Annotated in this window: 21 protein-coding genes; 7 read left to right on the top strand and 14 right to left on the bottom strand. The window is 68.6% G+C overall.

Features of this window, described 5'->3' with window-relative positions; translation table 11 throughout:
* Positions 1 to 12: 12 nt before the first annotated feature.
* The 6 genes from AC1DYD_RS07240 to AC1DYD_RS07215 form a co-directional block, all read right to left on the bottom strand.
* On the bottom strand, positions 13 to 2,991 hold the full coding sequence (locus tag AC1DYD_RS07240; RefSeq protein ID WP_478172073.1) for a formate dehydrogenase subunit alpha: 2,979 nt from the start codon (positions 2,989 to 2,991) through the stop codon (positions 13 to 15).
* 15 nt (positions 2,992 to 3,006) lie between these two features.
* Positions 3,007 to 3,234, bottom strand: a complete 228-nt coding sequence (locus AC1DYD_RS07235; protein WP_478172072.1) for a formate dehydrogenase — start codon at positions 3,232 to 3,234, stop codon at positions 3,007 to 3,009.
* Between the two features lie 103 nt (positions 3,235 to 3,337).
* On the bottom strand, positions 3,338 to 3,955 hold the full coding sequence (locus AC1DYD_RS07230; RefSeq protein WP_478172071.1) for a TorD/DmsD family molecular chaperone: 618 nt from the start codon (positions 3,953 to 3,955) through the stop codon (positions 3,338 to 3,340).
* 52 nt (positions 3,956 to 4,007) lie between these two features.
* Positions 4,008 to 6,122, bottom strand: a complete 2,115-nt coding sequence (locus AC1DYD_RS07225; RefSeq protein WP_478172070.1) for a 4Fe-4S dicluster domain-containing protein — start codon at positions 6,120 to 6,122, stop codon at positions 4,008 to 4,010.
* On the bottom strand, positions 6,046 to 6,681 hold the full coding sequence (locus AC1DYD_RS07220) for a DUF3306 domain-containing protein (RefSeq protein ID WP_478172243.1): 636 nt from the start codon (positions 6,679 to 6,681) through the stop codon (positions 6,046 to 6,048). The genes AC1DYD_RS07225 and AC1DYD_RS07220 overlap by 77 nt, the downstream gene beginning before the upstream one ends.
* A gap of 121 nt (positions 6,682 to 6,802) precedes the next feature.
* Positions 6,803 to 7,387: a DUF3305 domain-containing protein gene (locus AC1DYD_RS07215; protein ID WP_478172069.1), complete on the bottom strand. Its 585-nt coding sequence runs from the start codon at positions 7,385 to 7,387 to the stop codon at positions 6,803 to 6,805.
* A 185-nt stretch (positions 7,388 to 7,572) separates the two neighbouring features.
* Between AC1DYD_RS07215 and AC1DYD_RS07210 the strand changes: the two genes are divergently transcribed.
* The gene (locus AC1DYD_RS07210) at positions 7,573 to 8,091 is read left to right on the top strand and encodes a hypothetical protein (RefSeq protein ID WP_478172068.1); all 519 of its coding nucleotides are present in this window, start codon (positions 7,573 to 7,575) and stop codon (positions 8,089 to 8,091) included.
* A 15-nt stretch (positions 8,092 to 8,106) separates the two neighbouring features.
* Here the strand turns inward: AC1DYD_RS07210 and AC1DYD_RS07205 are convergent, their stop codons facing one another.
* The 6 genes from AC1DYD_RS07205 to apbC form a co-directional block, all read right to left on the bottom strand.
* Positions 8,107 to 8,517 carry an FHA domain-containing protein gene (locus AC1DYD_RS07205; protein ID WP_478172067.1) on the bottom strand — a complete coding sequence of 137 codons (411 nt, stop codon included), beginning with the start codon at positions 8,515 to 8,517 and terminating at the stop codon, positions 8,107 to 8,109.
* A 151-nt stretch (positions 8,518 to 8,668) separates the two neighbouring features.
* Positions 8,669 to 9,571, bottom strand: coding sequence for a LysR family transcriptional regulator (locus AC1DYD_RS07200; protein WP_478172066.1), 903 nt, complete (start codon positions 9,569 to 9,571; stop codon positions 8,669 to 8,671).
* Positions 9,553 to 12,525 (bottom strand): molybdopterin-dependent oxidoreductase, encoded by a 2,973-nt coding sequence (locus AC1DYD_RS07195; RefSeq protein WP_478172065.1) that lies wholly within the window; start codon positions 12,523 to 12,525, stop codon positions 9,553 to 9,555. The genes AC1DYD_RS07200 and AC1DYD_RS07195 overlap by 19 nt, the downstream gene beginning before the upstream one ends.
* A complete protein-coding gene (locus AC1DYD_RS07190) occupies positions 12,522 to 14,336 on the bottom strand; it encodes an NADH-ubiquinone oxidoreductase-F iron-sulfur binding region domain-containing protein (protein WP_478172064.1) in 1,815 nt (604 codons plus the stop codon). The genes AC1DYD_RS07195 and AC1DYD_RS07190 overlap by 4 nt, the downstream gene beginning before the upstream one ends.
* 153 nt (positions 14,337 to 14,489) lie before the next feature.
* Positions 14,490 to 15,434: a LysR family transcriptional regulator gene (locus AC1DYD_RS07185; protein ID WP_478172063.1), complete on the bottom strand. Its 945-nt coding sequence runs from the start codon at positions 15,432 to 15,434 to the stop codon at positions 14,490 to 14,492.
* A 16-nt stretch (positions 15,435 to 15,450) separates the two neighbouring features.
* Positions 15,451 to 16,545 (bottom strand): iron-sulfur cluster carrier protein ApbC, encoded by a 1,095-nt coding sequence (apbC, locus tag AC1DYD_RS07180; RefSeq protein ID WP_478172062.1) that lies wholly within the window; start codon positions 16,543 to 16,545, stop codon positions 15,451 to 15,453.
* A 129-nt stretch (positions 16,546 to 16,674) separates the two neighbouring features.
* On the opposite strand from apbC, the gene AC1DYD_RS07175 reads away from it, so the two are divergent.
* Positions 16,675 to 17,901: a patatin-like phospholipase family protein gene (locus tag AC1DYD_RS07175; RefSeq protein WP_478172061.1), complete on the top strand. Its 1,227-nt coding sequence runs from the start codon at positions 16,675 to 16,677 to the stop codon at positions 17,899 to 17,901.
* Positions 17,902 to 17,924: 23 nt separating this feature from the next.
* On the opposite strand, the gene AC1DYD_RS07170 is transcribed toward AC1DYD_RS07175, so the two are convergent.
* Complete coding sequence (locus AC1DYD_RS07170; protein WP_478172060.1) at positions 17,925 to 18,392, bottom strand: GNAT family N-acetyltransferase; 468 nt, start codon at positions 18,390 to 18,392, stop codon at positions 17,925 to 17,927.
* Positions 18,393 to 18,503: 111 nt separating this feature from the next.
* Between AC1DYD_RS07170 and metG the strand changes: the two genes are divergently transcribed.
* The 3 genes from metG (at position 18,504) to AC1DYD_RS07155 (ending at position 22,682) form a co-directional block, all read left to right on the top strand.
* The gene (gene metG, locus AC1DYD_RS07165; RefSeq protein ID WP_478172059.1) at positions 18,504 to 20,588 is read left to right on the top strand and encodes a methionine--tRNA ligase; all 2,085 of its coding nucleotides are present in this window, start codon (positions 18,504 to 18,506) and stop codon (positions 20,586 to 20,588) included.
* 11 nt (positions 20,589 to 20,599) lie between these two features.
* The gene (locus AC1DYD_RS07160; protein WP_478172058.1) at positions 20,600 to 20,806 is read left to right on the top strand and encodes a hypothetical protein; all 207 of its coding nucleotides are present in this window, start codon (positions 20,600 to 20,602) and stop codon (positions 20,804 to 20,806) included.
* Between the two features lie 193 nt (positions 20,807 to 20,999).
* On the top strand, positions 21,000 to 22,682 hold the full coding sequence (locus tag AC1DYD_RS07155) for a SulP family inorganic anion transporter (RefSeq protein ID WP_478172057.1): 1,683 nt from the start codon (positions 21,000 to 21,002) through the stop codon (positions 22,680 to 22,682).
* Positions 22,683 to 22,734: 52 nt separating this feature from the next.
* Here the strand turns inward: AC1DYD_RS07155 and AC1DYD_RS07150 are convergent, their stop codons facing one another.
* On the bottom strand, positions 22,735 to 23,403 hold the full coding sequence (locus AC1DYD_RS07150; RefSeq protein WP_478172056.1) for a hypothetical protein: 669 nt from the start codon (positions 23,401 to 23,403) through the stop codon (positions 22,735 to 22,737).
* 107 nt (positions 23,404 to 23,510) lie between these two features.
* Here AC1DYD_RS07150 and AC1DYD_RS07145 point away from each other — a divergent pair, with 107 nt between their 5' ends.
* Both AC1DYD_RS07145 and AC1DYD_RS07140 read left to right on the top strand, forming a co-directional pair.
* Positions 23,511 to 23,717 (top strand): DUF3460 family protein, encoded by a 207-nt coding sequence (locus tag AC1DYD_RS07145; RefSeq protein WP_478172055.1) that lies wholly within the window; start codon positions 23,511 to 23,513, stop codon positions 23,715 to 23,717.
* Positions 23,718 to 23,843: 126 nt separating this feature from the next.
* Positions 23,844 to 24,641 carry a segregation and condensation protein A gene (locus AC1DYD_RS07140; RefSeq protein WP_478172242.1) on the top strand — a complete coding sequence of 266 codons (798 nt, stop codon included), beginning with the start codon at positions 23,844 to 23,846 and terminating at the stop codon, positions 24,639 to 24,641.

The raw sequence follows: 24,641 nt of genomic DNA, 5'->3' as shown, positions 1-24,641 counted from the left end.
GGGATTCCTTCTTTATGCCCGCTCGACGTTGCAGATGGTCGTCTTGGTCTCTTGCATCATGGTCACGCTGTCGTAGCCATAGGTGGTGCCGGTGTTGATCGCCTCGCCGCGCACGATCGGGTGCGCACCCGCCGGGTAGTACGGCAGCATGTCCTGGCCCTGCCAGCGGCCCGAGAAGTGGAAGGGCATGAACACCGTGTCGGGCCCGACCCGCTCGGTCACCAGGGCCTGCACGTTGAGCCGGGCGCCGGTCGGCGTGTGGACCCAGGCCCGCTCGCCGTTGCGGATGCCCTTCTCGGCCGCCACCTTCGGGTTGATCTCGATGAACATCTCCTGCTGCAGTTCGGCCAGCCAGGGGTTGGACCGCGTTTCCTCGCCGCCGCCCTCGTACTCGACCAGGCGGCCGGAAGTCATCACGTAGGGGAACTTCTCGGCGATCTTGTCGGCGATGTTCTTCTGCTGGATCGTCTTGTAGAGCGTGGGCAGACGCCAGAACGCCATCTTGTCGTCGTGCGTCGGGTACTTGACCATCAGGTCCGGCCGATTGCCGTAGAGCGGCTCGCGGTGCTGCGGAATCGCATCCGGGAAGTTCCAGACCACGGCGCGCGCCTTGGCGTTGCCGAAGGGATGGCAGCCGTGGTTCTTCATGAACACGCGGATCATGCCGCCCGAGGGATCGGTCTTCCAGTTCTTGCCGTCGGCCTTGGCCTTCTCGGCCTCGGTGAGCTCGTCCCACCAGCCCAGCTTCTTGAGCAGCAGGTGGTCGAGCTCGGGGTAGCCGGTAGTGATCGCGGCGCCCAGCGAGTGCGAGCCGTCCTCGGCCAGCAGGTTCTTGCCGTTGCGTTCGACGCCGAAGTTGGCGCGGAAGTTACCGCCGCCGTCCATCACGTGCTTCGAGGTGTCGTAGAGGTTCGGCGAGCCCGGGTGCTTGAGTTCGGGCGTGCCGTAGCAGGGCCACGGCAGGCCGAAGTAGTCGCCGGCGATGTCGTAGCCGTTGACCTTGTCCTTGACCGATCCCTTGGCGCGCAGCGTGCGGACGTCGAAGGCCGCCATGTTGCGCATGTGGGCCTGCAGGCGCTCGGGGCTCTGGCCGGTGTAGCCGGCGGCCCAGCAGCACTTGTTGATCTCGCGCAGGATGTCGTCGGGCACGGGCTCGTCCATGCCCTTGACCTGCTGCATCTTGAAGTTCTTGCTCAGTTCCTTGCCGAAACCGAGCCGGTCGGCGAACTGCTGCATGATCATGTGGTCGCTGCGGCTCTCCCACAGCGGCTCGATCACCTTCTCGCGCCACTGGAGCGAGCGGTTCGATGCCGTGACCGAGCCGCTGGTCTCGAACTGGGTGCAGGCCGGCAGCAGGTAGACCGCACGATTCGGATTCTGGTCCTCGGGCCGCCCCGGCATCGCGGCCATCGCCGCGGTGGCCGACGGATATGGGTCGACCACCACCAGCAGGTCGAGCTTGTCCATGGCCCGCTTCATCTCGAGGCCGCGGGTCTGGGAATTCGGCGCATGGCCCCAGTAGAAGACGCCGCGCAGGTTGGAGTCCTGGTCGATCAGCTCGTTCTTCTCGAGCACGCCGTCGATCCAGCGCGACACCGTGATGCCGGGCTTGCTCATCATCGCGGGCGACGAGAAACGGCCCTTGATCCATTCGAAGTCGACGCCCCAGGTGGCGGCGAAGTGCTTCCAGGAGCCTTCGACCAGGCCGTAGTAGCTCGGCAGCGAATCGGGGTTGGGGCCGACGTCGGTGGCGCCCTGCACGTTGTCGTGGCCGCGGAAGATGTTGGTGCCGCCGCCCGAGGTTCCGACATTGCCGAGCGCCAGCTGCAGGATGCAGGAGGCACGCACGATCGCATTGCCGATCGTGTGCTGCGTCTGGCCCATGCACCAGACGATGGTGCCGGGACGGTTCTCGTTGAGCCAGGTCGCGACCTTGAGGACCTGCGCTTCCTTCACGCCGCAGGCCTCCTCGACCTTGTCGGGCGTCCACTTGGCCATCACTTCGGCGCGCACTTCGTCCATGCCGAAGACGCGGTCGTTGATGTAGCGCTTGTCTTCCCAGCCGTTCTTGAAGATGTGGTGCAGGATGCCGAAGAGGAAGGGGATGTCGGAGCCCGAGCGGATGCGCACGTACTCGTCGGCCTTGGCCGCGGTGCGCGTGAACCGCGGGTCGACCACGATCATCTTGCAGCCGTTCTCCTTCGAATGCAGCATGTGCAGCATGCTCACCGGGTGGGCCTCGGCCGCGTTCGAGCCGATGTACATCGCCACCTTGGCATTGCGCATGTCGTTGTACGAATTGGTCATGGCGCCGTAGCCCCATGTGTTCGCCACGCCCGCGACCGTGGTCGAGTGGCAGATGCGCGCCTGGTGGTCGCAGTTGTTGCTGCCGAAGAAGCTGACGAACTTGCGCAGCAGGTAGGCCTGCTCGTTGCTGTGCTTGCTGGAGCCGATCCAGTAGACGGAGTCGGGTCCGCTGGCTTTCCGCAGATCGACCAGCCTGGCCGTGATCTCGGTCAAGGCAGTGTCCCAGCTGATGCGCTCGTACTTGCCGTTGACCAGCTTCATCGGGTAACGCAGACGGTATTCGCCATGGCCGTGCTCACGCAACGCGGCGCCCTTCGCGCAGTGCGCGCCGAGATTGATCGGCGAGTCGAACACCGGCTCCTGACGCACCCAGACACCGTTCTCGACCACGGCGTCGGAGGCGCAGCCGACCGAGCAGTGCGAACACACCGTGCGCCGGACCTCGATCTTGCCGGCGCCGACCGCCGCCGCCTGGCCCGGCATGGCGTCGGCCTTCTTGATCAGCGTGAGTTGGCCGGCCGCCAGGCCGACGCCCACGCCGAGGCCGGAGCGGCGCAGGAAGGCGCGCCGATCCATGGTCGGCAGCGCATTCGACAGGCCGCGCCGCAGGCTGTTCACAAGGGGCGACGAGGAGGGAGAGGCGCCGTCACGCGCCGCGCCGGGCGCTTTCTTGGTCAGTAGCATCGTGGGCTTTCGTCCTCAGGCAGACGTGGTCTTGTAGTAGCGCTTGACGTGTTCGCTGAGCGAATAGCCGCCGCCTTTCTCGGGCGGTGGCGGAAGCGAGGAAGCGGCGGCCGAGGCGGCAGGCGCCTCGACGACCTTGGGCAGCACCGTGACGGCGGCTGCGGCGGCGCCGACGGTGGCTGCCCCGAAAAAGAATCCCCGGCGGGAGGCCGGCCGGGGGCCGGTGTCTTGGCTGTCCTGCATAACATCTCCAGGAGTGGCTGGCTCAATGAGATATGAAACCAGTTACATATCCCTGGATACTAGTCCAGACCCTGAGCGAGAGAATCGGAAATATCCCTCAGTCTCAGTGCGACATGTCGAAACCCTGCGTCTCCACTTCCGAAAAGGCCCGGGTCAGCCCGGCCAGCGCGGCGTAGAAGCCAGCCCGGGGATGCGCCGAGACCGCCTCGCACATCGCCGGCAGCCAAGGCTGCAAATGGGTAGCAAAGAATACTTTTTGTTGCGATAAATTGGCGATTTCGACGTCTTCGCCCGCAATCAGGTAGCGCATGACCTCGAACAGGCAGGCCACGTGGTCTTCGGATTCGGAGACCGACGCGTCACGCGCCAGGCCGAGGCGGTCGAGGTCGTTGCGCAGCTGCGCCAGCGGCTTGTCGTTCAGGAAGCCGCTCAGGTAGTGCGAGCCGAACAGGTAGACCTCGGGCTTGCCGATGCCGCCGAACAGCGCGTCGTATTCGGCGCGCAATTCGGCCAGCCCGGTGCCGCGTGCGGCACCGACGAGCTGCCGCCACGGTTCCTCGAGAAAGGCGCCGGCCGCCGGCGCCTCGGTCGGCGCCACCTGGAACGCCTCGAGCAAGCCGGCATCGGGGGCCGCATACCAAAGGCGGGCCAGCAGGCCGTAGAGCTCGGCGCGAGCGACCTCTTCGTCCAGCGCGGAAGTGACGGGGATGCGAAGGCTCATTGGAAACCTCGGCGCGGCATTGCGGTGTCCGTTCTCGGAATGGCCAGGCGACTCATAGCGGTGTGATCTTCATTTCGTTCGATGCGCTGTACAGGTCGATGACCCGGCAGTCGCTGCACATCTTGAGGCGCTCCAGCGCCTCGCCCTGGAACATCGCGTGCCCGGCCAGCTTGCCGAGCATCGCCTCGATCGCCTTCCGGGTGCCGAATGGCTTGCCGCAGCGAATGCAGGCCCAGGGCCTGGCCTCGTTCAGCACCACCGGCTGCTTGCGCTCGGGCGCCGCCAGCAGGCGCGGCACGAGCGAAATCGCGTTCTCCGGGCAGGTGGTCTCGCAAAGGCCGCACTGCACGCAGTTCTTCTCGATGAAGCGCAGCTGCGGCGCGTTCGGGTTGTCCTGCAGCGCGCTGGCGGGGCAGGCGCTGACGCAGGCCAGGCACAGGGTGCAGCGGTCCTTGTCGACGGCGATGGCGCCGAATGGCGCGCCCGAAGGCAACGGAATCGCCAGCGGCGCATCGGCCGGCGTGCGCAGGGCCGGCGCCTCGTCCATCAGGTGGTCGAGGGCGAGTTCGAGCGTGCCGCGCTTCTCGGCACCCACCGCGAATCGGGCCGGCTTCCCGGGCAGCTGCTGGCGGGTCTCGCGCAGACCTGCGAGTGCCGCGTCGAGCGTTTCCGGCGAATTCGCCTCGATCAAGCGGAAATGCGTGCCGCCATAGCCCAGCCCGCGCAGCAGCGCCTGCGCGATCTCCATTTGCCTGCCGAGCGCCGCGAGGTAGCTCGGTGCCTCTTCGCCGGTCGCCAGCACCAGCACCTGCGATGCGCCGAAGGCCACGGCCGACAACCACAGGTCGACCCCGGTGCTGGCCGCATGGAACAGGCCGACCGGGATCACGTTGGCCGGCACGCCGCGGGCCTTCCCGAGCTGGGCCTTGCGGCCCAGTTGCTCGACCAGTGCCTGGCCGCCTTCCTGGCCGTGCAGCAGCAGCGTGGCTTCGCGTCCGCCCGCGCCGAAGTAGGTGGACAGCAGCGTGCGCAGCTTCAGGCCCTGGTAGGGCGCGCGCGGATAGGTGTAGCCCAGCGCACCGGTCGGGCACACGGTGGTGCAGGCGCCGCAGCCGACGCAGAGGTTCGGATTGACGACGATGCGCTGGTGCTCCTTGTCGCTCGTCACCGCATGGGCCGAGCAGACCTCGATGCAGGCGTTGCAGCCGACCACCTCGTTGCGGCTGTGGGCGCAGAGCTTCTGCCGATAGTCGAAGAACTTGGGCTTCTCGAATTCGCCGACCAGTTCGCGCAAGCGCATCAGCGTCTGCAGGCCGCGCGCCTGCGCAAGCCCGCCCGGTACATGGAAGTAGCCTTGCGGCGGCGCATGCCAGTCGATGACCGGCGCGGCGCCGAGATCGAGCACCAGGTCGAAGGCGCCCTCGAGGCGCTCCGGTGCGCGATCGAAGCGGATCGCACCGGCCACGCTGCAGGCGCGTTCGCAGTCGCGGTGCGACGTGCATTTGGCCAGGTCGATCTGGTAGTCCAGGCCGATGGCCTGCTCAGGGCAGGCCGCGACGCAGGCATTGCAGCGGGTGCACAGGTCGAGGTCGATCGGGTTGTCGTGCGTCCATTGCAGCTGGAAGGCGCCGAGCCAGCCGGCCAGCGATTCGAGGCGGCCGGCCAGCACCGGCCAGCGCCGCTCCTGGGCACCGCCGAGCGCGCCGGGCCCCTGGGAGAGGATCGTGACCTCGAGGCTGTCGCCGACAAGCGCCGCCGCCTGCTCGGCTTCGTCCAGCGCGCCGATGACCAGCAAGCGGCCCTGGCTCGCATAGCTGACCGTTGCCACCGGGTCCGGTTCGGGCAGGCTGGCGGCGGCCAGCAGTGCCGCGATCTTGGGCATCGCGCTGCGGGCGTCGCGGCTCCAGCCGCCGGTCTCGCGAATGTTGACGAAACGGATCGGCGAAGTGGCAGCGGGCGTCTGCTCGGCCAGTTCGCCGAACAGGCGCTTCTCCTGCGTGCAGGCGACCACCACCTCGTCGCCGGACTGGATGGCACGCTGGAAAGAGGCCGCCTCGCGGCGGCACAGCGCGGAATGGAGGGGCAGGGTTTCAGCCAGTGCGGTCCCGAGCGTCTTCGGCTCGAGGGGCATCGTCTGGTTGCAGTCGCAGATCAGCGTGGTGGTCATCGGTCGGTTGGCTGGCGGGTTGCGCATCGGCAACCGGCGGGCTGGGGGGATCTCCGGGATCGGACTGTGCCACGTCGGCCAATCCATCGTTCGCTGGAGTTTCTTGAGGCTCTTCCTCGAACAGGTTCAGGAACTTCGCGCTCGCCATCTGGCGCAACACGCTGTCGGGCAGGGGCGAGGGCTTGGCGTAGTCGTCGATGTAGATGTCGAGTCCGTCCATCACGTTGAAGTGCGGATCGGCGAACAGCTTCCGCAAGGCGGCGTTCCTGACTTCCGGCGCCACGCCTTCGGCGATGAAGGGCTTGAAATCCGAATCGATGCCGAGCGCCTGGGCGTCGGCCAGCGTGAGCGGCGGTGGCGCCTCCGCGGGCGGCATCGGCAGTGGCGCCGGCTCGGGCGCCGCAGCGATGCCGCGCGCCTCATCGTCGGCCCCGGGCGCCGGCTCGGCGGGCACCTGGCCCGCGCGCACCTGCTGCTTGCGGCGCGACCAGCGATCGAAGAAGCCTTCAGGCTGGCGCCGGGCCGCCCCAAGCCGGCCTGCAGCCCCCTCGGGGGGCAGCGACTCACACGAAGTGGGGGAGCGTGGGGGCCCTTCAGGCTGGCGCCGGGCCGCCCCAAGCCGGCCTGCAGCCCCCTCGGGGGGCAGCGACTCACACGAAGTGGGGGAGCGTGGGGGCCCTTCAGACATCGCCGGCTCCCCTGCCCCGCTTCTTTTCGGTCGAGACGCTCGCCGCGTTGCCGAAGCGATCCACCAGCGGCCGGAAGCTCTCGGGCCGCTTGCGCTTCTTGGGCTCGACCACATAGTGCGCCTGGATGAAGGCGCGCAGCCATTCGAGCACCTCGGCGGGCGCCGGCACCTGCTCGACGGTTTCCTGGGCGTCCAGCCAGCGGCCGGCCTCGTTGTAGCTCAGGGTCACGACCACCGGTCGGGGGATCGGCTCCGGACCCAGGGTCGCTTCCTCGTCCATGCGCCAGAGCACGAACCAGCAGGGCGCCGGCGCGGTGGCATTGAGGTGGTAGCCCTCGGCCTCGTCGCGGTACAACTCGACCTTGAATCCGGGATGCAGCCAGGACTGCTCGCCCTGGTCGTCGCGCAGCAGGCGAGGCTCGGTGCCGAAGCCGGGCTCGTCCGGCACCACCGCATCCAGCGTCCAGCGCCAGGGCTGCCAGTGGCTCGAAGGGCCGTGAAGCCGTTCGCGCCGCATCACGACCGCGACGTCGAGCGTCGGCCGGGGCGCGGCAGAAGAGGTTTCAGGGATCGCCATGCAGGTGACGATAGCCGAAGGCGGAGCATCCACGGCGCCGCCACGTGTATGCGCATTCACACCCTGAAGCATGCTGTTACCGGTTTTCGTGACAAAGGTCCGCACAAATAGGAAACCATAGTTCTCATTTCCAGAGAACGGCGGGTTTCTGCGCTCCAATCGGACCCATTCCACCGGAGACCCGCATGAGCTACTACGAACACCACGACGCACTTGAAGCCCTCGAGGTGACCGTGTCCGAGCTCCTGATGGCCACCCCGGACATGAGCGACCCGCTGCTCGACCCGTCGGTCCATCAGGTGCTGAGGCTGTTGCGTGACCAGCACGGGATGGAGGCCGCGTTCGCCTGCGAGTTCGTCGACGGGCGGCAGGTCTCGCACCGCCGGCAGCCCTCGGAGCGCGCGCAATTCATCGACGAGCAGGCCGAGCCGCTCGAACTGGCTTTCTGCAAGCAGGTGCTCCGGGCCAAGGTGCCCGCGGGCTGCTACCTGAGCGCACCGGTGGGGTTCGCCAACGGCGCGATCTACGGCACCTTCTATTCCTACAGCTTCACGCCCGATCCGGCCCTGGAGGCGCGCGACCTCAAGAAACTCGATATGGCTGCGCAGCTGGCCGCCCGGCTGATCACCGAGCGCCGCCAGCGCCCCGCGGCACCCACGCAGATGCCGCAGCAGAGCCGGCCGGCGGCAGCGCAATACGCCTGAGTCCGGTCCCGCGCGTCAGCGGGCGAAGACGCGGCGTTCGGGCAGGCGCCGGTTGATACTTCGTGCCATCTGCGCGTCGGTCTCCACGAGGTGGCCCGGCAGGGTCATGAGCCGCAGCGCATCGGCCGGCGGCAGGGCCCGGCTGTGGAGAAAGCGCAGCTGGCAGTCGCCGACGATGATCGCATCGCCATTGCACAGGGCATGCGCCCTCACCTTCTCGTTGTTGACGTAGGTGCCGTTGCGGCTGCCCATGTCGGTGAGCATGAAGCCGTCGCCGGTCCATTCGATGGCGGCGTGATGCCGGCTCACGCGTTGGCTGTCGATGCACACGCTGTTGCTGCCGGAGCGCCCGATGGTGGTGAGCGAACCCGCGATGTTGACCTGCCGCACGCTGCTGTGCCGGGCCAGGATGATCAGTCTTGCCATACCTCGTTCCTGTCGTTCATTGGACTGGGTCCAAGCTTAGGATCCGAGGCCCGTTTCGAAAGTAGGAAACAGAAGGCTTAATCCATTCCTGTTCGTTTCACGGGCGGGAAGTTTTGGCATCCGGCCAAGGAACCGGGCCGCGCGGCCGTCCTCAGCCCCTGGGCTTGTTCCGCCCGCCGAAGCGCGACTCGAGGAAGTCGAGCAAGGCGCGCAGCGCGGCGCTGTTGTGGCGCCGCTGCAGGTAGGCCGCCGACAGCCACATGTCGCTGCGCACGTACTCCTGCAGCACCGGCACCAGCTCGCCCTGGTCGACGTGCGGCTGCACCAGCATCTCGGGCATGTAGATCACGCCGAAGCCCTGCATCGCGATCTCGATCAGCGGCGCCGCCTCGGTCGCATCCATGCGGCTCCTGACCTCGACATCGAAGGGCTGGCCGTCGACCTCGAATCGCCACGCCGGATGGGCGCCCAGGCGCGACTGGGTCAGCGCATCGTGGCCGGCCAGCTCGCGCGGGTGGGTCGGCTTGCCGTGCTTCTTCCAGTAGAGCGGCGAGGCGCACACCACCAGGTCGCGGCGCGCCAGCTTGCGCACGATCAGGTTCTCATCCTCGATCGGGCCGAAGTGCAGCGCCAGGTCGATCGCGTCCTCGGCCATGTCGATCACGCGATTGGTCAACTGCAGGCTGATGCTGACGTCGGGGTAGTGGCCCATGAACTGGCCGAGCAGCTTGGGCAGGTCGCCCTGCCCCGCGCCCAGCGGCGCCGAGATGCGCAGCCGCCCCGTGGGATGGTTCGCGTGCTCCTGGACCTCGGCCTGGGTCAGCTCGAACATTTCCATCATCGGCTTGCTGCGTTCGAGCAGCAGCGCGCCGGCATCGGTGAGGCTGACCGCGCGCGTGGAGCGGTTGAGCAGCCGCACGCCGAGCCGCGTCTCGAGTTCGGCGATGTACTTGCTCACCGTCGCCTTCGAGACGTCGAGCTTGGTCGCGGCTCGCGAGAAGCTGCCGTACGTGGCAACCTCGCGGAAGGTTCTGATCAGGTCGAGACTGTCCATGGCAGGCGCGCATTGTCGCCTGTCGCGCCGCTGCCATAGCCGGCCGCCGCCATCGGCGTGCCGCCGCGCCGGACCTGCACCGCGCAGTACTTGAACTCCGGGATCTTGCCGAAGGGATCGAGCGCCGCGTTGGTCATCAGGTTGGCCGCCGCCTCGTAGTAGGCGAAAGGCACGAACACCGCGCCGGCCGGCGTGCCGTCGTCGCGCCGCACGTGGATCGCGACCTCGCCGCGGCGCGAGCGGATCGTGATCACGTCACCCGCCGCCAGGCCCAGCGCCTGCAGGTCGCCCTGGTTCATCGAGGCCGTGGCCATCGGCTCGATCGCGTCGAGCACGCTGGCGCGGCGCGTCATGCTGCCGGTATGCCAGTGCTCGAGCTGGCGTCCGGTGATCAGCACGAAGGGATAGTCGGCATCGGGCCGCTCGGCCGCCGGGATGATGTCGGCCGGCACCAGCCTCACGCGGCCGTCGGCGGTCGGGAAGCTGTCGATGAAGACGATCGGCTGGCCCGGGTCGTCGGCATCGAGGCAGGGATAGGTCACGCTCGATTCGCGCTGCAGCCGCTCCCAGCTGATGCCGCCGATCGCGGCGTGCATGGCCTGGCGCATCTCCTCGTAGACCGCGGCGACGCCGGATTCCTCGCCCTCGTAGTGCCAGTCGAGGCCCTCCGCGGCGCCGGGCCGCCCCAAGGCGCGGACGGCCCCCTCGGGGGGCAGCGACGACACGAAGTGCGGGGCGTGGGGGCCTATCCTCTTTGCGAGCTGCTGGATGATCCAGAGGTCGGGCTTCGCATCGCCGGGCGGGTTCAGTGCCCGCAGGCCGAGCTGCACCATGCGGTCGGTGTTGCTCACGGTGCCGGTCTTCTCGGGCCAGGCGCTGGCCGGCAGCACGACATCGGCCAGCCAGGCGGTCTCGGTCATGAAAATGTCCTGCACCACCAGGTGCTCCAGGCTCGCCAGCGCGTGCCGCGCGTGGTTCAGGTCGGGGTCGCTCATGGCCGGGTTCTCGCCCATGATGTACATGCCGCGGACCTTGTGCGGGTCGTCGTCGGGCGCCAGCGCCTTGTGCATGATCTCGACCACCGTATAGCCCGGTGCCGCATCGAGCGGCAGGCCCCAGAAGTCCTCGAACCACGCGTGCGCGGCCGCGTTGTCGACCCGCTGGTAGTTGGGGAACATCATCGGGATCAGCCCCGCGTCGCTCGCGCCCTGAACGTTGTTCTGGCCGCGCAGCGGATGCAGGCCGGAGCCGGGCTTGCCGATCTGGCCGGTGACGCTGACCAGCGCGATCAGGCAGCGCGCGTTGTCGGTGCCATGCACGTGCTGGCTGACCCCCATGCCCCACAGCACCATCGCGCCCTTGGCGCTGGCGAAGGCGCGCGCGACTTCGCGCAGCGTCTCGGCCGGCACGCCGCAGATCGGCGCCATCGCCTCCGGGCTGTAGCCCTTGACGTTGTCGCGCAGGGCCTCGAAATTGCTGACGCGGGTACGGATGAATTCCTGGTCCACCAGGCCTTCGTCGATCACCGCATGGATCAGCGCGTTGAGCATCGCGACATCGGTGTCGGCCTTGAACTGCAGCGTGCGCCAGGCATGCTTGCTGAGGTCGGTGCGGCGCGGGTCGGCCAGCACGATCTTCGCCCCGCGCTTGGCGGCGTTCTTCATCCAGGTCGCGGCCACCGGGTGGTTCGCGCTCGGGTTGGAGCCGATGACGAAGATCAGCTCCGCATGCTCGACGTCGTAGACAGGGTTGCTCACCGCACCGGAGCCCACGCCTTCCAGCAGCGCCGCCACGCTCGACGCATGGCACAGCCGCGTGCAATGGTCGACGTTGTTGCTTCCGAATCCGGTGCGCACCAGTTTCTGGAACAGGTAGGCCTCCTCGTTGCTGCCCTTGGCGGAGCCGAAACCGGCCAGCGCCTTCTTGCCGTGGGTGTCGCGCAGGCTCTTGAGCTTGCCGGCCGTGAAGGCGAGCGCTTCCTCCCAGCTGGCCTCGCGGAAGGCCTCGCTCCAGTCGCCGGGCCGCGGTGCCTCGTCGAAGTGCTTGGGCACGCCGGGCCTGCGGATCAGCGGCTTCGTCAGGCGCTGCGGATGGTGCGCGTAGTCGAAGCCGAAACGGCCCTTGACGCACAGGCGGCCATGGTTGGCGGGGCCATCGCGGCCGTCGACGCTGACGATCTTCTCGTCCTTGACGTTGTAGGTGAGCAGACAGCCGACGCCGCAGAACGGGCACACCGAATCAACCTTGCGGTCGACCTGCTGCGAGCCGATGAGGCTCTTGGGCATCAGGGCGCCAGTCGGGCAGGCCTGCACGCATTCGCCGCAGGCCACGCAGGTGCTGTCGCCCATCGGATCGTCGAGGTCGAAGACGATCTTCGAGTGCTCGCCGCGCATCGCATAGCCGATGACGTCGTTGACCTGCTCCTCGCGACAGGCGCGCACGCAGCGGTTGCACTGGATGCAGGCGTCGAGGTTGACCGCCATCGCCGGGTGGGAGACGTCGGCCGCCGGTTGCTCGCGGCGCAGGGCCCTGAGCTCGGGGCGCACGGCGACATCGAGCCGGGCGGCCCACTCGCTCAGCTCGCCGTGCGGTCGGGTGGCGTCGTCGCCGATCCACTTGTAGCCTTCATCGGGCATGTCGGACAGCAGCATCTCGACCACCATCTTCTGACTCTTCAGCGCCCGCTCGCTGGTGGCCTGCACCTTCATGCCGGCGGTCACGCCGCGGCAGCAGCTTGGCGCCAGCGTGCGCTCGCCCTCGACCTCGACCACGCAGGCGCGGCAGTTGCCGTCGGGGCGCAGGCCGTCGGTGTGGCAGAGATGCGGAATCTCGACGCCGTGACGTTCGGCGGCCTTGAAGATGGTCTCGCCCTCGAAGGCCTCGATGGCGCGGCCGTCGAGCGTGAACGCCACCGTCTGCGGCATGAGTTCGGCGAACTTAGACGGCGCGTTCATGCGATCTCCTGCGGGAAGTACTTCTGGATGCTGCGAATCGGGTTCGGCGCCGCCTGGCCCAGCCCGCAGATCGACGCATCGCCCATCACCTGCGCCAGGTCTTCGAGGGTGGCGTTGTCCCAAGACGGCGCCTGCATCAGCGCCGCCGCCTTGGCGGTGCCCACGCGGCACGGCGTGCACTGGCCGCAGCTCTCGTGCTGGAAGAAGCGCATCACGTTGAGCGCCGCGTCGCGGGCGCGGTCGTGCTGGCTCAACACCACCACGGCCGCCGAGCCGATGAAGCAGCCGTGCGGCTGGAGGGTGTCGAAGTCGAGCGGAATGTCGTCCAGGCGGGCCGGCAGGATGCCGCCCGATGCGCCGCCCGGCAGGTAGGCGTGCAGCGTATGGCCGTCCAGCATGCCGCCGCAGTATTCGTCGATCAGCTCGCGCACCGTGATGCCCGCGGGGGCGAGCTTGACGCCCGGATGCTTCACGCGCCCGCTGACGCTGAAGCTGCGCAGTCCCTTGCGCCCGTGGCGGCCGAAGCCGGTCCACCATTGCGGGCCGCGCTCGACGATGTCGCGCACCCAGTAGAGCGTCTCGAAATTGTGTTCCAGCGTCGGCCGGCCGAACAGGCCGACCTGCGCGATGTAGGGCGGCCGCATGCGCGGTTCGCCGCGCTTGCCCTCGATGCTCTCGATCATCGCGGACTCCTCGCCGCAGATGTAGGCACCGGCGCCGCGCCGCAGTTCGATGCTCGGCAGTTCGCAGGGCGGATCGGCGCGCAGCGCGGCGAGCTCGGCCTCGAGCAGCGCGCGGCAGTCGTGGTATTCGTCCCGCAGGTAGACATAACAGGCCTCGACGCCGGTGATCTGCGCCGCCACCAGCAGTCCTTCGAGGAAGCGGTGCGGATCGCGTTCGAGGTAGCTGCGGTCCTTGAAGGTGCCGGGCTCGCCCTCGTCGAGGTTCACCGCCATGAGCCGGGGGGCCGGCTGGTCGCGCACGATGCGCCACTTGCGTCCGGCCGGGAAGCCGGCGCCGCCGAGGCCGCGCAGGCCCGAATCCTCGAGCGCCCGGAGCACCGCTTCGGCGTCTTCCTCGCCGTTGACCAGCGCGGCCGCCAACGCATAGCCGCCGTGCGCACGGTAGGTCCGGTAGTCGGTGAAGGGCGGTTGGGCCTCGACCGCCTCGGACGGCGCGGAAATGCTCTTCCCCGCCAGATCGGCGGGGACGAAATGGGTGTGGCGCGCAGCCGCCGGCCGGGGCCCGGTGGCCACCGCCTGCAGCACCTTCTCGACGCTCGCCAGCGGCACCGCCCGCTGGTGCACCGCCACCGCCGGCGCCTGCTCGCAGCGGCCGATGCAGGGCGCCGCGATCACGCGGACGTCGTCGCGGCCGGCCGCGCCCAGCAGGGCGGGCAGGCGCTCGATCAGCGATTGCGCGCCGGCCAGCTCGCAGGCCAGGCCGTCGCACACGCGCACCGTGAGCCCGGGCGCCTGCGCGTCGCCGCGCACGATCTCGAAGTGGTGGTAGAAGGTCGCAACCTCGTACACCTCGGCCATCGGGATGCCGGTCAGCGAGGCCAGCGCGACCAGGTGATGGTCGTGCAGGCAGCCGTGGGCGTCGTTGATCAGGTGCAACTGCTCGATCAGCAGGTCGCGCCGGTAGCCGGCCAACGGCCGCGCGCCGATCAGCGCACGCACCTCGGCCAGCGCGTTCTCCTCAGGTTGACGCCCCTTGAGCTTGCTCTTGCGGCGAATGCGCTCGCGCAGCTGGTCGGGCGTGGCGAGGGGGATGGCCTCGATCTTGTTCGGGGTGCCTGGGTGATTCATTGCCTCGGCCGTCTCATGGGGTTGTCCTGCCGCGCGAACGGGCGGCCTCCCCGACTGTCGGCCGCCCGGGCGCACTTGGCAAATTGAATCCGCACATGGAGTGATTCAATAAAGAAATGAAGCGAAGCCCCGGGCAGCCCGCCCCCCGAGGGATCAGCCGCGCAAGGCGCCGCTGTGGGCCCCGACTTCGCGCTCCCAGTCTGGGCTCTGGAGCAGCGCCAGCGCCGCCTCCAGCGCGCGCGAGGGCCGCGCCGCCGTCTGCGTCATGAAGCCGATCGGCGTCAGCACCTCGGGCGCCACCAGCGGCAGCGCCTCGAACTGGCCCTGGCCGCGGACCGCATCCACCATCGCGCCCGGCAGCACGGCGCAGACCTGGCCGGACAGGACACTGAGCGCCAGGGTCAGCACCGAGTTCGTCTCGATGGCGGGAGAGACGACCGCGCCGGCCGTCTTGAAGGCCTGGTCGACGATCGAGCGGTTGTGCATTTCCGGTGTCAGCAGGCACAGCGGCAGCTCGGCCGCCCGGGCCCAGCCGATCGGCTCGCCGATCCGCAGCGCTGCGGCGTCGCCGCGCTCGGCGCGGCGCAACAGGAAGTAGTGCTCGACGCTCTGCGGCCAGGCCGTGAGCTTGACCTCGCGCGGATGCATGCGCTCGGTGTAGCCCAAGGCGATGTCGAGCGACAGGTTCTCCAGTCCCGTTTCGAGTTCGAGCGAACTCATCGACAGCACGATCGGCACGATGCCGGGATGGCGCCCCTGCAACCGGCCTGCGAAGCGCGCCAGCAGCGGGATCGCGGTAGGCACGGCCGCCATGCGCAGGCTGCCGCGGGGATGCCCCTCCTCGCTCTTCAGCAGCTGCTGCAGCAATTCGTTCTCGCGCAGCATCCGGTGCGCCGCCGCCAGCACGGCCTCGCCCTCGTGCGTGAGCCCGGCATAGGTGCGGCCGCGCTTGACCACCACCACGCCGAACTCGGTCTCGAGCGCACGCAGCGCATTCGACAAGGCCGGCTGGGTGATGTGGCAGGCCTGCGCGGCGCGGCCGAAATGACGGTGCTCCTCGAGCGCGACGAGGTAGCGCATCGAGGCCAAAAGGTTCATTTGCGTTGAAAGCGCTTCAGGTGTTCTTCGACACCGTAATCGTCGGGAACTTGGCCGAGAAGTCCTTGGCCTTCTCGGCGATGCCCACCGCCACGCGCCGCGCGACCGCCTTGTAGATGCCGGCCACCTCGCCATCGGGATCGGCCACGACGGTGGGCTTGCCGCTGTCGGCCTGGAGCCGGATGTTGATGTCCAGCGGCAGCGCGCCGAGGTAGTCCATCCGGTACTGCTCGGCCAACTTGCGGCCGCCGTCGGCGCCGAAGATGTGCTCCACGTGGCCGCAGTTCGAGCACACGTGCACCGCCATGTTCTCGACGATGCCGAGGATCGGCACGCCGACCTTCTCGAACATCTTGATGCCCTTGCGGGCGTCCAGCAGCGCGATGTCCTGCGGCGTGGTGACGATCACCGCGCCGGTCATCGGCACCCGCTGCGACAAGGTCAGCTGGATGTCGCCGGTGCCGGGCGGCATATCGACGATCAGGTAGTCCAGGTCCTTCCAGTTGGTCTGGCGCAGCAGCTGCTCCAGCGCCTGGGTCGCCATCGGGCCGCGCCAGATCATGGCTTCGTCCTGATCGACCAGGAAGCCGATCGACATCACCTGCACGCCGTGGTTCGAAAGCGGCTCCATGGTCTTGCCGTCCTCGCTCTCGGGCCGACCCTGGATGCCCAGCATCATGGGCTGGCTGGGACCGTAGATGTCGGCGTCGAGCAGGCCGACGCTGGCGCCCTCGGCGGCCAGCGCCAGCGCCAGGTTGGCCGCGGTGGTGCTCTTGCCGACGCCGCCCTTGCCCGAGGCCACCGCGATGATGTTCTTGACGTTGGGCATCAGCTGCACGCCGCGCTGCACCGCGTGGCTGACGACCTTGGTCGTGATGTTGACCGAGACGTTCTCCACCCCCGGCACCGCCTTGGCGGCCGCCACCAGCGCGCGGCGCATGGCGGGCATCTGGCTCTTCGCCGGATAGCCCAGCTCGATGTCGAACGAGACCTCGCCCTCATGGATCTGCAGGTTCTTCAACGCCTTCGCGCTGACGAAATCCTTGCCGGTATTGGGGTCGAGGACGGCCTTGAGCGCCTCCGCGAGCGCCTCTTGCGTAACTGCTGCCATTGATCACTCCTGAATGGCGGGTAGTCTAGTGCGGCGCCCGAAACACCGACGCCGGCGCAGCCTTGACCCCACCGGCGCGACCGGTTCGGCCTCTCAGCGCCGCAAGCCGGGTACGCTCGACCACCGCCCATGCCGTCGCCGCACCCCGCCCCTGCCCCCGTCCCCGCCACCGGTCTCGTGCTGACCGGCGGCGGTGCGCGCGCCGCCTACCAGGTCGGCGTGCTCCAGGCCCTGGCCAAGCTTCGCCGCGCCGCCGGAGAGCCCGCAAGGCGAAATCCGTTCCCGATCATCACCGGCACTTCGGCCGGGGCGATCAACGCGGCCGCGCTGGCCTGCGGCACCGACGACTTCGACGCCACGGTTCGCAGGATCGCGCAGGTGTGGTCCCGGCTCGAGCCGGGGCAGATCTACCGCGCCGACGCCTTGACGGCACTGCGCAGCGACGCGCCCTGGGCCCGCCTGCTGTCGGCCGGCTGGCTGATCGCCCGCTGGCGGCGCAGCGGCCTGCGCTCCCTGCTCGACAACACGCCGCTGCGCCAGCTGCTCGAACAACTGGTGCCGCTGGACCGGCTCGCCGGCCTGATGTCGCAGGGCCATCTCGATGCGCTCGCGGTCACGGCATCGAGCTACGGCTCGGGCGAGCACGTGACCTTCTATCAGGCCGGCCCGCAGCAGCAGCCATGGGTCCGGTCCAGGCGACTGGCCACGGCGGTACGCATCGGGCACGACCATCTGCTCGCGTCATCGGCGATTCCATTCATCTTCCCGGCCAAGGCACTGGACGTCGACGGCCACATCGAATACTTCGGCGACGGCTCGATGCGCCAGTCGGCACCGCTGGCCGCGGCCATTCACCTGGGCGCGCAGCGCATCCTGGCGATCGGCGCCGGCCGCGTCATGGAGCCGGCCCACGCGGTGGCGCCCAATGCCCTGAGCGGCTACCCGTCGCTGGCCCAGATCGCCGGCCATGCGCTGTCGAGCATCTTCCTCGATGCGCTGACCGCCGACGTGGAGCGCCTGCGCCGCATCAACGCGACGCTGGCCCTGGTTCCGCCGCAGGCGCGCCATGCCACTGCACTGCGGCACGTGGAGCTGCTGCTGATCGCCCCCTCCGAGCGCATCGACGTGATCGCGGCGCGGCACGCCCACGCGCTGCCGGCGGCCGTGCGCAGCCTGCTGGGCGAGCCCGCGGTACCCGCGGAAACTGCCGAAATCAAGGGCGCCGCGCTGGCGAGCTACCTGCTCTTCGAATCGGCCTTCACGCGGGAGCTGATGGCGCTCGGGCGTGCCGACACGCTGAAGCATCGCGAGGCGGTGTGCCAGTTCTTCGGCTGGGGCGGCCGGGGTCGGGCCTGAGGCAGGAGGTTTTCGCGGGCGGCTCAGGACGCACCATCGAAGCGCTTCACCATGCGAACGGCATCCTCCACGTCCTCGTAGTAGCCCGGACTCGTGCCCGCTTCGACAAAGCCGTGGCGCAGGTAGAAGGACTTCGCGGCCACGTTCCCGGCCCTGGCCTCCAGGCGCACGGCCCGGATGCCGGCCACGCCCGCCGTCGCCTCCAGCCACGCCAGCAAGGCGGAGCCCACGCCTTTTCGCCGCTCGGTTCCCCGAACCGCGAACAGCGCGATGTGGGCCTCGTTGTCCCCGTACTGCATGATCGCAAAGCCCAGCAAGGCCCCCCGGCTTCGGGCGACCACGACATTGGTCGCCTCGTCGCGGATGCTGCGACGAACGCGCCACTCGGTCCAGCGCCACGAAAGACCACGTTCGATCGAGTCACGCGAGAGTTGCGCGATCTCCAACGCATCGGACGGCTGGGCAAGGGTGATTTCGTACGCGGTGATCACTGGGAACTCGGGGCGGCAGCGAGACTATAGCCCTGCCAACTAAAATGCGGCTCCTTCCGCTGGCCGCATTCGGTTCCAGCCCGTTTCCTCTCCCCGAAAGCGCACCCCGCGATGTCCCAGCGCAAGATCTTCGTCACCACCGCCCTGCCCTACGCCAACGGCAAGTTCCACGTCGGCCACATCATGGAGTACATCCAGGCCGACATCTGGGTGCGCTTCCAGCGCATGCAGGGCCACATGGTGCACTTCGTGGGTGCCGATGACGCGCACGGCGCGCCGATCATGATCGCGGCCGAGAAGGCCGGCAAGACGCCGCAGCAGTTCGTCGGCGAGATCGCCGCCGGCCGCAAGGAATACCTCGACGGTTTCCACATCCGATTCGACAACTGGCACTCGACCGACAGCGCCGAAAACACCGAACTCGCCCAGGGCATCTACAGGAAGCTCAAGGCGGGCGGGATGATCGCCAGCCGCACCATCGAGCAGTTCTACGACCCGGTCAAAGGCATGTTCCTGCCCGACCGCTACATCAAGGGCGAATGCCCGGTGTGCCACGCCAAGGACCAGTACGGCGACGCCTGCGAGGTGTGCAGCAGCGTCTATTCGCCGACCGAGCTGATCAACCCTTACTCGACGCTCACCGGGGCCACGCCCGAGCTGCGCAGCTCCGAGCATTTCTTCTTCAAGCTGTCCGACCCCAAGGTGGTCGACTTCCTCAAGGCCTGGACGCAGGACGGCAAGCTGCAGCCCGAGATGGCGAAGAAGGCCAGCGAATGGTTCGAGGCCGGCATGGCCGACTGGGACATCTCGCGCGAGGCGCCCTACTTCGGCATCGAGATCCCCGATGCGCCGGGCAAGTACTTCTATGTGTGGCTCGACGCGCCGGTGGGCTACCTCGCGAGCCTGAAAAACCATTTCGACAAAGGCCAGGCCGCGAACCACTGGCACGAGTCCTCGCGCACCGCGCAAAGCTTCGATGACTTCGTCGCCGACCCGGCCGTGGAGCAGGTGCATTTCATCGGCAAGGACATCGTCTACTTCCACACGCTGTTCTGGCCCGCGATGCTGCAGTTCAGCGGCCGCAAGACGCCGAGCCAGGTCAACGTGCACGGCTTCATCACGGTCTCGGGCGAGAAGATGAGCAAGAGCCGCGGCACCGGCATCGACCCGCTCAAGTACCTGTCGATCGGCATGAACCCCGAATGGCTGCGCTACTACATCGCGGCCAAGCTCAACGCCAAGGTGGAGGACGTCGACTTCAACCCCGACGACTTCATCGCCCGCGTCAACGCCGACCTGATCGGCAAGTACATCAACATCGCAAGCCGCGCCGCGGGCTTCGTCGCCAAGCGTTTCGGCGGCAAGCTGGGCACGGTGTCGGCCGACGGCGCGGCCCTGCTGGCCACGCTGCAGGCCGCGTCGGCGCCGATGCAGGCGCTCTACGACGGCCGCGACTACGCCCGCGCCCTGCGCGAGATCATGGGCCTGGCCGACAAGGTCAACGAGTACGTCGACCAGAACAAGCCCTGGGAGCTGGCCAAGAAAGAAGGCATGGACGCCCGCCTGCACGATGTCTGCACGACGTGCATCGAGGCTTTCCGCCTGCTCACTATCTACCTCAAGCCGGTGCTGCCGGCGCTGGCGGCCGAGGTCGAGGCCTTCCTCGCCAGCGGGCCGCTGCTGTTCGCCGACGCCGGCAAGCTGCTGGGCACGGGCCACGCCATCAAGGACTACAAGCACCTGATGCAGCGGGTCGACGCCAAGCAGCTCGACCAGCTGTTCGAAGCCCCGGTGTCCGAAGCCGCGGCACCGGCCGAGAAAACCGGCCTGCTCCCCGGCGGCGAAGGCATCGCCCCGACCATCACCATCGACGACTTCGCGAAGATCGACCTGCGGATCGCGAAGATCGTCGCCTGCCAGAAGGTCGAGGGCTCGACCAAGCTGCTGCACCTGACGCTGGATGCCGGCGAAGGCCGCACGCGCAATGTCTTCTCTGGCATCGCCTCGGCCTACCAGCCCGAGCAGCTGGTCGGCAAGCTCACGGTGCTGGTCGCCAACCTGGCGCCGCGCAAGATGAAGTTCGGCATCTCCGAGGGCATGGTGCTGGCCGCCAGCCATGCCGACGAGAAGGCGAACCCGGGCATCCACGTGCTGGAGCCGTGGCCGGGGGCGACGCCTGGAATGCGGGTGCGCTGAGGGCGGATGCGATGAAAGCCCGCCTCGCCCTGCTTCTTGCACTGGCCCTCTGCGCGGCGCTCCCCGGCTGCGCCGTCGTGAGCGTCGCCAGCACCGCGGTCAGCGTCGGCGCCGGTGCGGTAGGCCTCGCGGCCGACGCCGCCATCGGGACCGTGCGCATCACGGGCAAGGCGGTCGGCGCCGCCGCCGACGCGGTGCTGCCCGGCGACTCCGACTGAACGCGCCCCCACGCTCGTCACTTCGTGTACTTGCTGCCCCCCGAGGGGGCGCAGGCCGCCTTGGGAGCGGCCCGGCGCCGGCCTGTGCCCCCACGCTCGTCACTTCGTGTACTTGATGCCCCCCGAGGGGGCGCAGGCCGCCTTGGGAGCGGCCCGGCGCCGGCCTGAGGCCTCAGGCGTCCACAATGACGCCATGACCTCGCACCTGAAGCTCGCGCTCTTCCGACCCCGGTTGATCGACGCGCTGGCCGGCTACGACAAGGAGCGCTTCCTCAAGGACGTCGGCGCCGGCGTCACGGTGGGCATCGTCGCGCTGCCGCTGGCGATGGCCTTCGCGATCGCCTCCGGCCTCAAGCCCGAGGCCGGCATCTGGACCGCCATCATCGCCGGCTTCCTGATCTCGGCCCTCGGCGGTTCGGCGGTGCAGATCGGCGGCCCGGCCGGGGCCTACATCGTGGTCGTCTACGGCATCGTCGAGCGCTACGGCGTCGCCAACCTGCTGATCGCCACCGCCTGCGCCGGGCTGCTGCTGTTCCTGATGGGCCTGTTCCGCCTCGGCACGCTGGTGCGCTACGTGCCGCTGTCGATCGTGGTCGGCTTCACCAACGGCATCGCGGCGCTGATCCTGATCTCGCAGCTGAAGGACTGGCTCGGGCTCGCGATCCCGAAGATGCCGGCCGACATGTTCTCGCAGCTCCACACGCTGGCCACGCACCTCGGCAGCCTCAACCCGCACGCCTTCGCGCTCGGCATGGCCTGCCTGCTGGGCCTCGCCGCCTGGCCGCAACTGCTGGTGGCCGGCAGCTGGATCGGCCGCGCGGTGCACCGCGTGCTGGGCCGCGTGACCCACTCGCGCGCCGCGCGGGCCGGTTCGCGGATGCCGGGGCCGATCGTCGCGATGGTCACCCTCACCCTGGTGTCCTGGGGCTTGAGCTTGCCGGTGGAAACCATCGGCACCCGTTTCGGCGGTATCCCCGAGGGCCTGCCGGCCTTCGCGCTGCCCGCGTTCTCGTGGGAGACGGTCAAGCAGCTGGTGACGCCCACCCTCACGATCGCCGCGCTCGGCGCGATCGAGTCGCTGCTGTGCGCCCGCGTGGCCGACCAGGTCGGCGGCCTGCCGCGCCACGACCCGAACCAGGAACTGATGGCCCAGGGCATTGCCAACACGGTGGCGCCCTTCTTCGCCGGCATGCCGGCCACCGGCACCATCGCCCGCACCGTGACCAACGTGCGGGCCGGCGCCAGTTCGCCGATCGCCGGCATCGTCCACGCGCTGACGCTGGGTCTGGTGGTGCTGCTGGCCGCACCGTTGGCCCGGCACGTGCCGCTGGCGGTGCTGGCGGGCATCCTCATCTTCGTCGCCTGGAACATGGGGGAATGGCGCCAGTTCTCGCCGCGCATGCTGCGTCGCTTCAGCCGTCACTACCGGCTGCTGATGCTGGGCACCTTCTTCCTGACGGTGGTGTTCGACCTTACTGTGGCGGTCGAAGTGGGGATCGTGGGGGCCTGCACGCTCTTCGTCTGGCGCATGAGCCAGCTCTTCAGCGTCGAGTTGGCGTCGCTCGAGCCGCCGGTGCTGACCTACAGGCTGCAGGGCGCGCTGTTCTTCGGCGCCGCGGCCAAGCTCGATCCGGTGGTGGCGGCGGTCGAGCGCGCACCGCGCGGCATGACGGTGGTGCTCGACGCGATGCAGCTGTTCTCGATCGACGCCACCGGCATGGACGCGCTGCGCCAGCTGCACAAGGCGGTGCGCGAGCGCGGCGGGGTGCTGCGGGTCGAATCGCTGCAGGCCCAGCCGCGCGAGGCCTTCGAGCGCTCGGGATTCGCAGCCGAGATGGCGGGCGGCGTCGCCGAGCCCACGGGCAACGGCCACTGAACTTGCCAAGCGCCGCGCCGCGGGTCCGGGCGCTGGTCGGGCCGCAGACCCTTCAGTTCTGCGCGAAGCAGTAGAGCAGGCCTGCGCCGCCGGTCGACTTGAGCGCATCCGGGCTGCAGCCCGGGGTGCCGTGCGACGAGTTCCAGGACATCGACGCCGGCGGGGCGTTGGTGCCCATGCGGTTGTGATGACCGACGATGGCCGAGCCGTCGCCGCTCTGGGTCCAGTTGCCGCAGGTCGTGTCCTTGCCGTCGCTCATGGCCCGGCCGTCGGGCGACGAGCCGGTCAGGATGTCATGCTGGTTGACGGGATCGCCGCTCGCAGGGACGACGTCGCCCTTTTCGGTCAGCGCCGTCTGCTTGTTGATCTTGTTGTCGCCGTGCAGTTCTTCGACATTGCTGGCGATCAGCTCGCCCTTGACGTTGTACCAAGGCCCGCTGCCGATCCGGTCGCGCGCATTCACCGCCGGGCTGGTGGCCGTCGCGGTGGTGCTCAGGTAGGCGCGCCAGGTGCGGCCGCCGGCGCCGACGCTGGCCGCCAGGCTCTGGCAGTGGCGGTCGGCACCCGCCAGGCCGCCGAAGTCGGCGCCCTTGCCGGGATTCACGCTGGTGATGAAGAAGCTCATCTTGCTCTGCGGCTTGGAGGGCCCGCTGCCGGTGCAGGCCGCCACTGTCAAGGCGGCTGCGGTGGCGGCAAGGACCATCGAGTGTCGACGCGTCATCGGCATGTCTCCTGGGTTGTTATTGGGAGCTGCCACGCTAGCGCATGCACAGGCCGGCTTCAATGCGGATTCCACCCGGTAAAATCGCCACCAAAGGTCCTATTGCCATGTCCATCTTCGCCCGCCCCCACTACACGTCCGAAATCACCAGCTTCATCGAGCAGATGAAGCAGCAGAAGCCGACGCTGGAGGCCGAGCAGCGCGCCGGCCGCGCCCTGCTCTGGGACAAGCACCTCGACCGCAGCCTGCTCGAGGAATACAGCGAAGCCAAGGTCCCGCAGCAGCCCTACGTCTACCAGACCCGCGTGAAGTAAGTGGTCATCCGGGCCGTTCCGGGTTCCGGCGCCCGTCGCCAGGGCGATGGCAGCGCATCGGAGGACACCGTCCGCTCGGCGCCGGACGAGGTGATCGCGGACGACGGCGCGGCCGTGGTCGCCACGATGCCCGAGGTCATCGACCAGGTGGCGCTGGCCCGGCTCTACGGCGAGCCGCTGTTCGCGCTGCCGAACGACCTGTACATCCCGCCGGAGGCGCTGCAGGTCTTCCTCGAAGCCTTCGAAGGCCCGCTCGACCTGCTGCTCTACCTGATCCGCAAGCAGAACTTCAACATCCTCGACATCCCGATGGCCGGGCTGACGCGGCAGTACCTGAGCTACGTCGACGAGATCCGCCAGACCAATCTCGAACTGGCGGCCGAATACCTGCTGATGGCCGCGATGCTGATCGAGATCAAGTCGCGCATGCTGCTGCCGCCGAAAAAATCGGCCGAGGGCGAGGAAGTCGAAGATCCGCGCGCCGAGCTCGTGCGCCGCCTGCTCGAGTACGAGCAGACCAAGCTGCAGGCCGCCACGCTGAGCGCCATGCCGCAGGCCGGACGCGATTTCTGGAAGGCCCAGGTCTACATCGAGCAGTCGCTCAAGCCACGCTTCCCGGACATGAACGTGGTCGACCTGCGGGAAGCCTGGGCCGACATCCTGAAGCGCGCCAAGCTCGTGCAGCACCACAAGATCTCGCGCGAGGAGCTCAGCGTGCGCGAGCACATGAGCATCGTGCTGCGGCACCTGCAGGGACGTCAGTTCGTCGAGTTCGAGAAGCTGTTCGACGTCTCGCGCGGCGCACCGGTGCTGATCGTCACCTTCATCGCGATGCTCGAGCTGGCCAAGGAAACCCTGATCGACATCACGCAGGCCGAAGCCTTCGCACCTATCTACGTACGGCTGGCGTACACGCCGGCCTGA

It is taken from the genome of Variovorax sp. P4_B11 (assembly GCF_056402355.1).
Note: the sequence above shows the minus strand (reverse complement) of the source record. Positions and strands in the feature narration are given on the sequence as shown.

Bases quoted from the DNA above. Each gene is read 5' to 3' on its own strand.
- AC1DYD_RS07185 (WP_478172063.1), bottom strand. From the start codon at position 15,434: ATGAACCTTTTGGCCTCGATGCGCTACCTCGTCGCGCTCGAGGAGCAC.
- apbC (WP_478172062.1), bottom strand. From the start codon at position 16,545: ATGGCAGCAGTTACGCAAGAGGCGCTCGCGGAGGCGCTCAAGGCCGTC.
- AC1DYD_RS07155 (WP_478172057.1), top strand. From the start codon at position 21,000: ATGACCTCGCACCTGAAGCTCGCGCTCTTCCGACCCCGGTTGATCGAC.
- AC1DYD_RS07145 (WP_478172055.1), top strand. From the start codon at position 23,511: ATGTCCATCTTCGCCCGCCCCCACTACACGTCCGAAATCACCAGCTTC.
- AC1DYD_RS07240 (WP_478172073.1), bottom strand. From the start codon at position 2,991: ATGCTACTGACCAAGAAAGCGCCCGGCGCGGCGCGTGACGGCGCCTCT.
- AC1DYD_RS07200 (WP_478172066.1), bottom strand. From the start codon at position 9,571: ATGGACAGTCTCGACCTGATCAGAACCTTCCGCGAGGTTGCCACGTAC.
- AC1DYD_RS07215 (WP_478172069.1), bottom strand. From the start codon at position 7,387: ATGGCGATCCCTGAAACCTCTTCTGCCGCGCCCCGGCCGACGCTCGAC.
- AC1DYD_RS07235 (WP_478172072.1), bottom strand. From the start codon at position 3,234: ATGCAGGACAGCCAAGACACCGGCCCCCGGCCGGCCTCCCGCCGGGGA.
- AC1DYD_RS07225 (WP_478172070.1), bottom strand. From the start codon at position 6,122: ATGACCACCACGCTGATCTGCGACTGCAACCAGACGATGCCCCTCGAG.
- metG (WP_478172059.1), top strand. From the start codon at position 18,504: ATGTCCCAGCGCAAGATCTTCGTCACCACCGCCCTGCCCTACGCCAAC.
- AC1DYD_RS07150 (WP_478172056.1), bottom strand. From the start codon at position 23,403: ATGACGCGTCGACACTCGATGGTCCTTGCCGCCACCGCAGCCGCCTTG.
- AC1DYD_RS07205 (WP_478172067.1), bottom strand. From the start codon at position 8,517: ATGGCAAGACTGATCATCCTGGCCCGGCACAGCAGCGTGCGGCAGGTC.
- AC1DYD_RS07160 (WP_478172058.1), top strand. From the start codon at position 20,600: ATGAAAGCCCGCCTCGCCCTGCTTCTTGCACTGGCCCTCTGCGCGGCG.
- AC1DYD_RS07195 (WP_478172065.1), bottom strand. From the start codon at position 12,525: ATGAACGCGCCGTCTAAGTTCGCCGAACTCATGCCGCAGACGGTGGCG.
- AC1DYD_RS07210 (WP_478172068.1), top strand. From the start codon at position 7,573: ATGAGCTACTACGAACACCACGACGCACTTGAAGCCCTCGAGGTGACC.
- AC1DYD_RS07190 (WP_478172064.1), bottom strand. From the start codon at position 14,336: ATGAATCACCCAGGCACCCCGAACAAGATCGAGGCCATCCCCCTCGCC.
- AC1DYD_RS07140 (WP_478172242.1), top strand. From the start codon at position 23,844: ATGCCCGAGGTCATCGACCAGGTGGCGCTGGCCCGGCTCTACGGCGAG.
- AC1DYD_RS07175 (WP_478172061.1), top strand. From the start codon at position 16,675: ATGCCGTCGCCGCACCCCGCCCCTGCCCCCGTCCCCGCCACCGGTCTC.
- AC1DYD_RS07230 (WP_478172071.1), bottom strand. From the start codon at position 3,955: ATGAGCCTTCGCATCCCCGTCACTTCCGCGCTGGACGAAGAGGTCGCT.